At 66.4% G+C, this 11,717-nt stretch carries 12 protein-coding genes; 7 read left to right on the top strand and 5 right to left on the bottom strand.

The window, feature by feature from the left end:
• Positions 1-12: 12 nt before the first annotated feature.
• Positions 13-183: a hypothetical protein gene (locus B5V46_RS19870; RefSeq protein WP_155774065.1), complete on the bottom strand. Its 171-nt coding sequence runs from the start codon at positions 181-183 to the stop codon at positions 13-15.
• Between the two features lie 54 nt (positions 184-237).
• Entirely contained in the window at positions 238-1,344 is a 1,107-nt protein-coding gene (locus B5V46_RS14235; RefSeq protein ID WP_080617213.1) for a pyridoxal phosphate-dependent aminotransferase, read from the bottom strand.
• Positions 1,345-1,470: 126 nt separating this feature from the next.
• Here B5V46_RS14235 and B5V46_RS14230 point away from each other — a divergent pair, with 126 nt between their 5' ends.
• Positions 1,471-2,214 (top strand): carboxylesterase, encoded by a 744-nt coding sequence (locus B5V46_RS14230; RefSeq protein ID WP_080617212.1) that lies wholly within the window; start codon positions 1,471-1,473, stop codon positions 2,212-2,214.
• Positions 2,215-2,309: 95 nt separating this feature from the next.
• Here the strand turns inward: B5V46_RS14230 and phaZ are convergent, their stop codons facing one another.
• The gene (gene phaZ, locus B5V46_RS14225; protein ID WP_080617211.1) at positions 2,310-3,578 is read right to left on the bottom strand and encodes a polyhydroxyalkanoate depolymerase; all 1,269 of its coding nucleotides are present in this window, start codon (positions 3,576-3,578) and stop codon (positions 2,310-2,312) included.
• A 98-nt stretch (positions 3,579-3,676) separates the two neighbouring features.
• Between phaZ and B5V46_RS14220 the strand changes: the two genes are divergently transcribed.
• The 3 genes from B5V46_RS14220 to phaR all read left to right on the top strand — a co-directional run bounded on the left by B5V46_RS14220 (position 3,677) and on the right by phaR (position 6,779).
• Entirely contained in the window at positions 3,677-5,476 is a 1,800-nt protein-coding gene (locus B5V46_RS14220) for an alpha/beta hydrolase (protein ID WP_231119130.1), read from the top strand.
• Between the two features lie 129 nt (positions 5,477-5,605).
• A complete protein-coding gene (locus B5V46_RS14215) occupies positions 5,606-6,064 on the top strand; it encodes a Phasin (protein ID WP_080617210.1) in 459 nt (152 codons plus the stop codon).
• Between the two features lie 169 nt (positions 6,065-6,233).
• Entirely contained in the window at positions 6,234-6,779 is a 546-nt protein-coding gene (gene phaR, locus B5V46_RS14210; protein ID WP_080617209.1) for a polyhydroxyalkanoate synthesis repressor PhaR, read from the top strand.
• A gap of 115 nt (positions 6,780-6,894) precedes the next feature.
• On the opposite strand, the gene B5V46_RS14205 is transcribed toward phaR, so the two are convergent.
• Both B5V46_RS14205 and B5V46_RS14200 read right to left on the bottom strand, forming a co-directional pair.
• The gene (locus B5V46_RS14205) at positions 6,895-8,271 is read right to left on the bottom strand and encodes an L-serine ammonia-lyase (RefSeq protein WP_080617208.1); all 1,377 of its coding nucleotides are present in this window, start codon (positions 8,269-8,271) and stop codon (positions 6,895-6,897) included.
• A 74-nt stretch (positions 8,272-8,345) separates the two neighbouring features.
• On the bottom strand, positions 8,346-8,816 hold the full coding sequence (locus B5V46_RS14200) for a hypothetical protein (protein ID WP_080617207.1): 471 nt from the start codon (positions 8,814-8,816) through the stop codon (positions 8,346-8,348).
• Between the two features lie 59 nt (positions 8,817-8,875).
• Here B5V46_RS14200 and B5V46_RS14195 point away from each other — a divergent pair, with 59 nt between their 5' ends.
• The 3 genes from B5V46_RS14195 to gor all read left to right on the top strand — a co-directional run bounded on the left by B5V46_RS14195 (position 8,876) and on the right by gor (position 11,665).
• Complete coding sequence (locus B5V46_RS14195; RefSeq protein ID WP_231119129.1) at positions 8,876-9,325, top strand: MarR family winged helix-turn-helix transcriptional regulator; 450 nt, start codon at positions 8,876-8,878, stop codon at positions 9,323-9,325.
• A gap of 193 nt (positions 9,326-9,518) precedes the next feature.
• Positions 9,519-10,295 (top strand): ribose-5-phosphate isomerase RpiA, encoded by a 777-nt coding sequence (gene rpiA / locus B5V46_RS14190; RefSeq protein ID WP_080617205.1) that lies wholly within the window; start codon positions 9,519-9,521, stop codon positions 10,293-10,295.
• Between the two features lie 11 nt (positions 10,296-10,306).
• Positions 10,307-11,665 (top strand): glutathione-disulfide reductase, encoded by a 1,359-nt coding sequence (gene gor, locus B5V46_RS14185; protein ID WP_080617204.1) that lies wholly within the window; start codon positions 10,307-10,309, stop codon positions 11,663-11,665.
• The last annotated feature ends 52 nt before the right edge of the window (positions 11,666-11,717 follow it).

Here is an 11,717-nt window from a genome sequence, read left to right as displayed (position 1 = left end):
GGTGCGATCGGATCAGGGTGCGCCGAGGTGCAGTGCCAGCCAGATCGTGCCGCCAAGCCCCAGGGCCCAGCCATAGCCCGCCGTGACCCAGACCAGGATCAGGAGCACGAAGAAGGCGAGGAAACCCGACACCAGGAAGGCGCGGATATAGGGCTCGGCAGGGCGTATGGGACGGTCTGACATGGTCCCAGACTGCCACGAATCGGGCCGCGATGGGTAAACGCGGCTCAGCCCCGCTCAGCCCCGCGCGGCTGCCAGCGCCTTCGGCAACTCGTCGGCCAGAACCGCCAGCTGATCTTCCGGTCCCGAGGCGATCCGGATGCAGCGGTCGAGCGGCGCGACGCCCGGCATCCGCACGAAGACGTCGCGCTCGGTCAGCCCGGCCAGCACCCTCCGGGCGAAATCGCCGTCGCCGCCGCAATCGACCGTCACGAAATTGGTGGCGGAGGGCAGGGCGCTCAGCCCGTTGGCCTCGGCGATCCGTGCGATCATGGCGCGGCCCTCGGCGACCTGGGCCTTGACCTCGGTCAGCCAGGCGGTGTCGGCCAGCGAGGCCAGCGCCCCGGCCTGACTGATCCGGCACATGCCGAAATGGTTGCGGACCTTTTCGAAGGCCGCGATCAGCGGCGCCGCGGCGATGGCATAGCCCACCCGCGCCCCGGCCAGACCATGCGCCTTCGAGAAGGTCCGGAACCGGATCACCCGGGGATCTTCGGGGTCGATGGCGGGCGCGGTGCCCTCGGGGGCGAATTCGATATAGGCCTCGTCCAGCACCATCAGCGTGCCCTCGGGCACCGCCTCGATCATCTCCTGCACCTGCCCCGCTGGAAGCCAGGTGCCCATCGGGTTGTCGGGATTGGACAGATAGACCAGCTTGGCCTTCAGTTCGGCGGCCTTGCCGATCAGCGCCTCCGGGTCTTCGTGGTCGTCGCGATAGGGCACCTTGTGCAGCGCGCCGCCGAACCCCGCGACGTGGTAATTGAAGGTCGGATAGGCCCCCTCCGAGGTCACGACCGGATCGCCGGGCGCAATCAGCAGCCGCACCAGGTAGCCCAGAAGCCCGTCGATGCCCTCGCCGACCATGATGCAGTCTGGCGAGACCCCATGCGTCTCGGCCAGCGCCAGGCGCAGCTCGTGGTTCTGGGCGTCGCCGTATTTCCAGGCCTCGCGCACCGCAGCCTGCATCGCGGCGACCGCCTTCGGCGAGGGGCCGAAGAGGCTTTCATTGGCGCCGAGCCGGGCCCGGAACGGGCGGCCACGGCTGCGCTCCAGCGTTTCGGGTCCGATAAAGGGCACGGTCGCGGGCAGGTTGTCGACGAGCGGGGTGAAACGGGGTCCTGTCATGGCCGGAGCAAACCCCAATTCGGCGCCGCCCGCAAGAGCCGCCGACGCGGCGGGGCTTGCCTCGACCTCGGTGCGCGCCTAGCGTCCGGCGGCAATCGACGACATCCGAGAAGGAGACCGGGGCCGATGACCGAACCGCAGATGCTGAGCACGCCCGAAGGCCGCCACCTGGCCTATCATCGGACCGAGGGGGCAGGGCCCGGCATCGTCTTTCTCGGCGGGTTCATGTCGGACATGGAAGGCACCAAGGCCACCCATCTCGAAGCCTGGGCCCGGGCGCAGGGGCGCGCCTTCCTGCGGTTCGACTATTCCGGCCATGGCCAGAGTTCGGGCCGCTTTGACGAGGGCGCCATCGGCGACTGGGCCGCCGATGCCCGTGCCGCGCTCGGGGCACTCACCGAGGGACGCCAGGTGCTGGTGGGCTCGTCCATGGGCGGCTGGATCGCGCTTCTGCTGGCCCGCGCGCTGCCCGAGCGCGTGGCGGGCCTTGTCGGCATCGCCGCCGCGCCCGATTTCACCGAGGACAGCATGTGGGCCGGGTTCTCGGAGGCCCAGCGCGCCGAATTGACTGAAACCGGCCGGGTCGAGCTCCCTTCGGCCTATGCCGACAGCCCCTATGTCATCACCCGCCATCTGATCGAGGATGGCCGGCGGAACCTCGTGCTGCGCGCGCCGCTTGCCTTCGGCTTCCCGGTGCGGCTTCTGCAGGGCACGGCCGACGAGGATGTCGAGACTCGCGTCGCGCTCCGGCTGCTGGAGCGGATCGAGGCCCCGGATCTTCGGCTGACCCTCGTCAAGGGCGCCGATCACCGCTTCTCGAGCCCCGAGGCCCTTGCCCTGATCGAGCAGGCCATCCTCGAGATCGGCTGACGCTTCGGGCCCGAGAATCCGGCGTCGGGTCTTCTTCTTGGTTCAAATACCCATGCGCCGCAGGCGCCCGCGCCCTGTCGGGGCGCGGCTTCCGGTCAGACCGTTTTCAGATGGGCCCGCGCCGGTTGCGGATCGCCGGAATTGGCGTCGATGAAGTGCAGCACCAGCGGGCGGATGTTGTTGCGCCAGCTCTTGCCCGCGAAGATGCCGTAGTGGCCCGCACCGGGTTCCAGATGGCTGGCCTTCTTGTTTTCAGGCAGCCCGGTCAGCAGATCGAGCGCGGCGATGCACTGGCCGGGCGCCGAGATATCGTCATTGGCGCCCTCGACGGTCTTGACCGCAACCTCGGTGATCGCGGCGATGTCGACCTTGCGACCGTTGACCGAAAACGCGTTCCGGGCGATCTCGCGCCGCTTGAAGACCCGGTCGACCGTCGTCAGGTAGAATTCCGAGGTCATGTCCATCACGGCGAGATATTCGTCATAGAAGCGGTTATGCTTGTCATGATCGCCCGCATCGCCCTTGGCCGCGCGCAGGATCTGTTCCGAAAAGGCGCGGCTGTGCCTGTCCGAGTTCATCGACATGAACGAGGCCAGCTGTAGCATGCCCGGATAGACCAGCCGTCCGACGCCCGCATATTTGAACCCGACGCGCTGGATCACCAGCTGCTCGAGCTGGCCCATGGTCACCCGCCGGCCGAAATCGGTGACGTCGGTGGCGGCGGCATCGGGATCGATCGGCCCGCCGATCAGGGTCAGCGTGCGCGGCTGGGCGGCGGGGTCCTCCTCGGCCAGATAGGCGGTCGCGGCCAGCGCCAGCGGCGCGGGCTGGCAGACCGCGATGACATGGGTGTCGGGGCCCAGATGCTTGAGGAAGTCGACCAGATAGAGGGTGTAATCCTCGATGTCGAACTTGCCCTCCGAAACCGGGATGTCGCGGGCATTGTGCCAGTCGGTGATATAGACGTCGCAATCGGGCAGAAGGCTGGCCACGGTCGAGCGCAGCAGCGTGGCATAATGTCCCGACATCGGGGCCACCAGCATCACCCGGCGCCGCATCTGCGGCCGGCCATGTACCTTGAAATGGATGAGATCGCCGAAGGGCCGGGTCACGCATTTCTCGACCGAGACGATATGGTCGCGCCCGTCCGCGCCCACCACGGTGTTGATGTTCCAGTCGGGCTTTGCCACCATGCGGGCGAAGGTGCGTTCAGTGACTTCGCCCCAGGCGGCGATCATCTGGAAGAGGGGGGAGGGAACCATGGCGACAGCCGGATAGGACCCCAATGCGCGTGCGGTGGCGCCGAACCACTGGTTCGTGTTGCGCGCGGTCTCCATCAGGTCATAGGTCGTCATGAAATTCATTCGCCACTCCATCTGTGATGGTATATCGGGGGCCGGCCGCAACGGCCGGCTGCGCGCGTCTATGCTGCATCTGCGAAGGTTAAGGGGGAAACAACGTCGTGACAATAAAAGATGATGCGCCGGCCACCAATCTGGAGCGGCTGAACGAGAATCTGGTTAAGCTGGAAGAGCTGACGGAACGACTGGTTTCGGCGATGTCGAAGAAGCGGCGCATCGACCCGAACCTGCAGACGCCGGGGCATGATCTCTACATGAAGGCGGCGGCCGCCTACATGGCCGAGATGATGCAGAACCCCTCCAAGCTGATCGAGCATCAGGTGTCCTACTGGGGCAAGGCGCTCAAGCATTTCGTCGAGGCCCAAGAGGCGCTGGCCCGCGGCAAGCTGCAGGCGCCGACCGACAAGACGCCGAAGGATCCGCGCTTTTCCAATCCGCTCTGGCAGACCCATCCCTATTTCAACTACATAAAGCAGCAATACCTGATGAGCGCCGAGGCGATCTCGAGCGCGGTCAGGGATATCGACGGGCTCAATCCACGCGATGCAAGGCGGCTGGAATATTTCACCCAGCAGATCGTCGACCTGATGTCGCCCGCGAATTTCCTCGGCACCAATCCCGAGGCGCTCGAGCGTGCGGCCGCGACCGATGGCCAGTCGCTGGTCGACGGGCTCGAGAACCTGGTGCGCGACATCGAGGCCAATGACGGCGAGATCCTGGTCACGCTTGCCGATCGCGAGGCCTTTGCCGTCGGCCGCAACCTGGCCACCGCGCCGGGCAAGGTGGTGTTCCGCAACCGCATGCTCGAACTGATACAGTACGCGCCCGCGACCGAGACTGTTCACGCCACGCCCATCCTGATCTTCCCGCCCTGGATCAACAAGTTCTACATTCTCGACCTGACGCCGCAGAAATCCCTGATCCGCTGGCTCGTCGGGCAGGGCTACACGGTCTTCGTCGTGTCCTGGGTCAATCCCGATGCCAGCTATGCCGATGTCGGCCTCGGGCAATATGTCGAGGAAGGCTATCTGACCGCCATTGCCGAGGTGAAGGCGATCACCGGCGAAGACAAGATCAACGCGGTCGGCTACTGCATCGCGGGCACCACGCTGGCGCTGACGCTTGCGCTGATGCAGAAACGTGGCGACAGCTCGATCCGCTCTGCCACGTTCTTCACCACGCTGACCGACTTTTCCGATCAGGGGGAGGTCGGGGTCTTCCTCGACAATGATTTCGTCGACGGGATCGAGCGCGAGGTGATGCGGAAGGGTGTTCTCGACAGTTTCTTCATGTCGCGGACCTTCTCCTTCCTGCGCTCGAACGACCTGATCTACCGTCCGGCGATCCGCAATTACATGATGGGCGAAACCCCGCCCGCCTTCGATCTGCTCTACTGGAACGGAGATTCGACCAACCTCCCGGCGCGGATGGCGGTCGAATATCTGCGCGGGCTCTGCCAGGGGGACCGGTTCGCGACCGAGGGGTTCGAGATCTGCGGCGAGCGGGTGCATATCTCGGAGGTCCGCCTGCCGCTTTGCGCCGTGGCCTGCGAGACCGACCATATCGCGGCCTGGAGGTCGAGTTACGAAGGGGTGCGCAAGATGGGCTCGACCAGCAAGACCTTCATCCTGTCGCAATCGGGGCATATCGCGGGCATCGTCAATCCGCCCGAGCGCAGGAAATACGGCCATTACGTGAATGACGCGCCGATGAAGGACCTCGCCGCCGACGCCTGGCGCGAGGATGCCGCCTTCACCGAGGGATCTTGGTGGCCGCGCTGGGATGCCTGGCTAAAGCGTCGCTCGGGTCGGCAGGTTCCCGCCCGCGAGCCGGGGGCGGACGGCCATCCGCTGCTTGGAGATGCCCCCGGAACCTATGTCATGGGAAGTAAAGAGGACTGATATCAGGGGCTTGCCGTCAATGCTGCGCTGCAGCAAAATAATCTTGAAATGCTGCGCTGCAGCGTGTATATTCAGTCTCGGATCACAGCAGAGTTCGGGTGCAGTTTACCCGTAAGAGGAGAGAGACCCATGGCTGACGCACAAGACTTTACCAAGATGATGCAGGACATGATGTCGGCGTTCTCGATGGACCCGACCGCGATGCAGGACGCCTTCAGGACCCAGGCCGCCCTTGCCGAGAAGATGTCCAAGGTGGCGCTGGAAGCCGCCGAGAAATCGACCGAGATTTCCGCCAAATGGACCAAGGACACCCTGTCCAAGGTCGGCGAGGTGACCACGCTCAAGGACGAGCCCACCGATTACACCAAGGCCATGACCGACTTCGCGTCGACCTCGGCCGAGATGGCGGCCGAGAACATGGCGGCCTTCGCGGAAGTGGCGAAGAAGGTCCAGATGGAGACCGTCGAGCTGATGCTGGCTGCGGGCAAGGACTTCTCCGAGGATGCGACCTCGGCGATGAAAAAAGCCACCGCGACCGCGACCAAGACCGCCAAGAAGGCCACCACCGTCGCGTCGGAAAAGGCCTGACCGGATATTTTGTCCGGCAATCCTGAAGTCCTGTTGCCGGACCGGTTCGGGAAGGGCGGGTGCATTTGCACCCGCCCTTTCTTTTTGTTGCCGCTGCGCCTAAGCTTCCTGCCCTAAGCTTTCTGCGCTGCAATATCGGCGGCGAACCCAGCGGGGAGGAGTACAGTCCGTGACTGACGCGAAAGAGCCGCTTCTTATCAAGCGCTATGCCAGCCGGCGTCTCTACAATACGGAGACCAGCGATTACGTGACGCTGGAGGATATCGCCAAGGTGATCCGGACCGGCCGCGACGTGAAGATCGTCGATCTCAAAAGCGGTGACGACCTGACGCGCCAGTATCTGCTTCAGATCATCGCCGAGCACGAGAGCAAGGGCGAGAGCGTGCTGCCGATCAACGTGCTCACCGATCTCGTGCGCAGTTACACCACCTCGGCCCAGAGTGTCGTGCCGCAATTCCTTGCCGCAAGCTTCGAGATGCTGCGCGACAGCCAGTCGAAGATGATGGAGAATTTCGGCCGCATCAACCCGATGGCGATGCCGGGGCTGGGTGCGATGCAGGCACAGCAGGAAGCCTTCCTGAAAGCGATGACGGCCGGCTGGAGTGGCGGTGCGGCGCCCGGCACGGAAGGGGAGGGGGGCGAAGAGCGCGAACTGGAGCAGATCAAGCGCCAGCTCGCGGAACTGCAGCAGAAGCTCTCGAAGATGAACGGATAGGCCGCGGGCCGGGGCGCGCAGATACGGGGGGGGCGTGGCGGGACGGCCGAGCGTGTCGCAGCGCCGGACCCTTCGGCAAGTCGGCCCCCAGCAAGTTGGCCTCAGCAATTCGGCCTCAGCAATTCGGAATGTTGACGGCCAGCCCTCCCAGCGCGGTTTCCTTGTATTTCTCGTTCATGTCGCGACCGGTCTGGCGCATGGTCTCGATGCAGGCGTCCAGCGGCACGAAATGGCGCCCGTCTCCGCGCAGGGCCAGCGAGGCGGCCGAGACCGCCTTGATCGCGCCCAGGCCGTTGCGTTCGATGCAGGGCACCTGAACCAGCCCCTTCACCGGGTCGCAGGTCATGCCCAGATGGTGCTCCAGCGCGATCTCGGCCGCATTCTCGACCTGTTCGGGGCTGCCCCCCATCACCGCCGCCAAACCTGCCGCCGCCATCGCCGAGGCCGAGCCCACCTCGGCCTGACAGCCGCATTCCGCCCCCGAGATCGAGGCATTCTTCTTGATCAGCCCGCCGATCGCCGCGGCGGTCAGCAGGAAATCCCCGACCTTCGACGGCTGCGCGGCGGGCACATGGCTCAGCCAGTAGCGGATCGTGGCGGGGACCACCCCGGCCGCGCCGTTGGTCGGGGCCGTCACCACCTGCCCGCCGGCCGCGTTCTCTTCGTTCACGGCCATCGCATAGACGCTCATCCAGTCGTTGATCGTGTGCGGCGGCGTCAGGTTCATGCCGCGTTCGGCCTGCAGCGCGTTATGGATCGCATGGGCCCGCCTGCGGATGCCGAGGCCGCCGGGCAGCAGACCGTCGGTCGCGAGCCCCCGCTCGATGCAGTCCGACATCGCCGACCAGATCCGCGCCAGTCCGGTCTCGAGCGCCTCGGGCCCCATCCGCGCGATCTCATTGGCACGTTTCATGGCGGCGATCGACTTGCCCGAGGTCTCGGCCAGGGCCAGCAGCTCGGCCGCGCTGGCAAAGGGATAGGGCAGGGATGGCGCTGCGCCCCTGTCGGTATCGCCCGCGGAAAGCTCGGCCTCGGTCCGCACGAAGCCGCCGCCGATCGAGTAATAGGTCTCGCGGGTCAGGATGTCGCCTTCCGCGTCGATGGCCGAGAGGGTCATGCCATTGGCATGGCCGGGCAGGGCGCGGTCGTGATCGAAGACGAGATCGCAGGCCGGATCGAAACGCAGCGGCGGCAGGCCTTTGGGGCGGACCTCGGCCTCGGCCCGGATCCGCGCCAGCGCATCCTCGGCGGCGTCGCGATCATAGCTTTCGGGGGTGAAACCGTCGAGCCCGAGGATCACCGCCCGATCGGTGGCGTGCCCGATCCCGGTGAAGGCCAGAGAACCGTGCAGCGAGGCGCGCAGACCCACCGGATGGAAAGGCGAGCCCCGCAGCAGGTCGAGAAACCGCGCGGCCGCCAGCATCGGCCCCATCGTATGCGACGAGGAGGGGCCGATGCCGATCTTGAAGATGTCGAAAACGGACAGGTCCATGCGTGCCTCCCTTTCCAGCCAAGGTGGCCCGTGGCACCGACAAGTCCATTCCGAAAGCGACATTCGGCCGCCGCTCAGCGCAGGGCGGGGCGTCCCTGGCGCATTCTCAGGCCGTCGCGCAGATTAGCGCCGAGAAGCGTGAGATTGATCGCCCCCGCCGCCAGTTCGCTCAGTTGCACCACGACAAAGGCGGCGTCGAAATCCTGTGCCGCAGCCTTTTGGGCCAGGAATAGGGCCGAGGGCACGAGGATCAGCAGCCCGTTCAGCGCGACGAGCCGCATCCGCTGTGCCTTGCGGGCAACAAGGGGGCCGTGGCGGTCGCGCGCCAGCCGGGCCCCGCCCGCCCCGGCAACGATCAGCGCAGGCACCAGCAGGACAAGCCCGTAGGGGATCGCGGTCTTGACCGCCACGATCTGGGGCGTCGTTCCGAAAAGCTCGGCGCCAAGCGTCGACAGCCAGAACGAGGCGATCAGGGCAAGGCCAAGCGCGCCGGCTGCGGCATGCAGTCCGGGAAGGCGGGAGGTCTCGGTCGGGATCGGTGTCATGACGATTCTCCAAATGGATAGCCTGCTATTCAAAATGCCATTGTATAGCGAGCTATGCAATGGCAGAACAGCGCATGGGCTTTAACAAGGATGACTCGGCGGGGTATCTCGCCAACCACATGGCGCGGCTCTTCGCGGTGGCGCTGACCCGGCGGATCGCGCCTCTGGGGCTGATGCCGGGGCAGTTCATGGTGCTGCTCGAGCTGTGGCGCGAAGACGGGCTGACCCAGCGCGATCTGGTCGAGCGGCTGGATGTGGAACAGGCGACCATCGCCAATACCCTGAACCGGATGGAGCGCGACGGGCTGATCCTGCGCGAGCCTGACGCGGCCGACAGGCGGGCGCGCCGGGTGCGGCTGACCGAGCGGGCCCGCGCCCTGGAGGCGCCGGCCACCGAAGCCGCGACCGAGGTCAATGGCATCGCGCTGGCGCGGCTTGCGCCCGCGGATCGCGCCCGCTTCGCCGATCTGTTGCACGCGGTGATCGCGGCGCTCCGGGAGGGGCGGTAACCGACCGTCAAGGCTGTTGTGACAGATTTCTCTCCGGGGTCCGGTCGGCGCCGGAATGGACGGTCGTGGCCCCGACGATCCCTCTCTCGCTTTCCGGTCTTGCCTCCCTGTCGATGCCCGCTCCGGGCAATTCGGTCTCGCGGCTCTGACGCTTGGCGTCTATAACGGCCGGGACCGCACAAGGAGAGGCATCATGGCCGCAGAGCTTTCCCCCATCGAACTGGCCAAATATGTCGCCGGACGCCGCGCCGCCGATCTGATCGAGGACGGCATGCGCGTGGGCCTCGGCACCGGCTCGACCGCGGCCTGGCTGGTGAAAAGCCTGGGCGCGCGGGTGCGCAACGAGGGGCTCTCGATCACCGCCGTTCCGACCTCGGCCCGGACCGCGGCGCTGGCCCGCGAGGTCGGCATCGACGTGGTCAGCCTCGAGGATGCGCGCTGGCTCGATCTGACCATCGACGGCGCCGACGAATTCGACCCGGCCTTCAACCTGATCAAGGGTGGCGGCGGCGCGCATCTGCAGGAAAAGATCGTGGCGACGGCCTCGGACCGGATGGTGGTGATCGCCGACCCGGCCAAGGCCGTGGCCCAGCTCGGCGCGTTTCCGCTGCCGGTCGAGGTGATCGGTTTCGGCTGGTCGGCCAGCCGCAAGCTGATCGCCGAGGCGCTGGAGGGGCTCGATGTCCTCGGCCGCGAGATCACGCTCCGGATGGCGGGCGAGCTGCCGTTCCGCACCGATGAGGGCAATCTGGTGCTCGACCTGCATCTGGGCCGGATCGGCAATCCGCGCCAGCTGGGGCTGATCCTGAACCAGATCCCGGGCGTGGTCGAGAACGGGCTGTTCATCGACATCTGCGACGCCGTGGTGATCGGCCATCCCGACGGCCGGGCCGAGCTGCGCGATGCCGGGGGCAGCGAGGAGGCCCGGGTCGATCTGCCCGAAAGCGACAATCTCTTCGCCGATCTCTGAGGGGAGGGGACATGAGCTTCGATTACGATCTCTTCGTCATCGGCGGCGGCTCTGGCGGGGTGCGCGCGGCGCGTCTCGCGGCGGCCGAGGCCGGCGCCCGGGTCGGGCTGGCCGAGGAATACCGCATGGGCGGCACCTGCGTGATCCGGGGCTGCGTGCCGAAAAAGCTGATGGTCTATGCCTCGGCCTTTCCGCAATCGGTCGAGGATGCGCGGGCCTATGGCTGGCAGGTTCATGGCGGCGAGTTCGACTGGTCGCTGTTCAAGGCGCGGCTCGATGACGAGCTGACCCGGCTCGAGGGCATCTATCGCGGCAATCTCGAACGCGCGGGCGTCGAGATCTTCGACAGCCGCACGGTGCTGGCCGATCCGCACAGGGTGCGGCTGGCCGATGGCACCGAGAAGACCGCGCGCCATATCCTGGTCGCGACCGGCGGGCGGCCCTTCGTGCCCGAGTTTCCGGGCTCGGATCTGGCGATCACCTCGAATGACGTGTTCCTGTTCGAGCGCCTTCCGAAACGCATCCTGATCGTCGGCGGTGGCTATATCGCCTGCGAATTCGCCTGCATCCTCAACGGGCTCGGGGTCGAGGTCACGCAGTTCTACCGCGGCGCCCAGATCCTGCGGGGTTTCGATGACGAGGCGCGGGGCCATATTGCGGGGGCGATGTGCGCGCAGGGGGTCGATCTGCGCGTCGGCTGCAACGTGCAGCGCATCGACCGGGTCGAGGACGGGCTCTGGGTCAAGGCCACCGATGGCGGGGATGCGGTCTTCGATGCGGTGCTGTTTGCCACCGGGCGGCGGCCCAATACCGACGGGATGGGGCTCGAGCAGGCGGGCGTCGCGCTGAACCCCAATGGCGCGGTCTCGGTCGACGAATGGTCGCAAAGCTCGGTGCCCTCGGTCTATGCGGTGGGCGATGTCACCGACCGGATCGCGCTGACGCCTGTCGCGATCCGCGAGGGCGCGGCCTTCGTCGAGACCGTGTTCAAGGGCAATCCGACCCGTGCCGATCACGAGCTGGTGCCGGGCGCGGTCTTCACCCGCCCCGAATACGGCTCGGTCGGCATGACCGAGGAGGAGGCGCGCAGCCGCGGCCCGGTCGAGATCTATTCGACCGCCTTCCGGCCGATGCAGTCGGGCTTTGCCGGGCGGCCCGACCGGGTGATGATGAAGCTCGTCGTCGCGGCCGACAGCCGCAAGGTGCTGGGCTGCCATATCGTGGCCGATCAGGCGGGCGAAATGATCCAGCTGGCGGCGGTGGCGATCAAGATGGGCGCGACCAAGGAGGATTTCGACCGGACCGTGGCGGTACATCCGACCATGGCCGAAGAGCTGGTGACGATGAAGGTCCCGGTTCGCACGGGTTGAATTCGGGCGCGCGGTGACCAGTTACAAAGCAGTCATCGCGAAAATGAGAACG

Origin of the sequence: Rhodovulum sp. MB263 (genome assembly GCF_002073975.1) — a bacterium.
In the GTDB taxonomy this organism is placed as follows: domain Bacteria; phylum Pseudomonadota; class Alphaproteobacteria; order Rhodobacterales; family Rhodobacteraceae; genus Rhodovulum.
This window is presented reverse-complemented; position numbering and strand designations above follow the sequence as displayed.

What these genes read in the sequence shown, in the direction of transcription:
- gor (WP_080617204.1), top strand. Translation starts at nt 10,307, where the DNA reads ATGAGCTTCGATTACGATCTCTTCGTCATCGGCGGCGGCTCTGGCGGG.
- B5V46_RS14230 (WP_080617212.1), top strand. Translation starts at nt 1,471, where the DNA reads ATGACCGAACCGCAGATGCTGAGCACGCCCGAAGGCCGCCACCTGGCC.
- B5V46_RS14195 (WP_231119129.1), top strand. Translation starts at nt 8,876, where the DNA reads ATGGCAGAACAGCGCATGGGCTTTAACAAGGATGACTCGGCGGGGTAT.
- phaZ (WP_080617211.1), bottom strand. Translation starts at nt 3,578, where the DNA reads ATGAATTTCATGACGACCTATGACCTGATGGAGACCGCGCGCAACACG.
- B5V46_RS14215 (WP_080617210.1), top strand. Translation starts at nt 5,606, where the DNA reads ATGGCTGACGCACAAGACTTTACCAAGATGATGCAGGACATGATGTCG.
- B5V46_RS14235 (WP_080617213.1), bottom strand. Translation starts at nt 1,344, where the DNA reads ATGACAGGACCCCGTTTCACCCCGCTCGTCGACAACCTGCCCGCGACC.
- B5V46_RS19870 (WP_155774065.1), bottom strand. Translation starts at nt 183, where the DNA reads ATGTCAGACCGTCCCATACGCCCTGCCGAGCCCTATATCCGCGCCTTC.
- B5V46_RS14200 (WP_080617207.1), bottom strand. Translation starts at nt 8,816, where the DNA reads ATGACACCGATCCCGACCGAGACCTCCCGCCTTCCCGGACTGCATGCC.
- B5V46_RS14205 (WP_080617208.1), bottom strand. Translation starts at nt 8,271, where the DNA reads ATGGACCTGTCCGTTTTCGACATCTTCAAGATCGGCATCGGCCCCTCC.
- rpiA (WP_080617205.1), top strand. Translation starts at nt 9,519, where the DNA reads ATGGCCGCAGAGCTTTCCCCCATCGAACTGGCCAAATATGTCGCCGGA.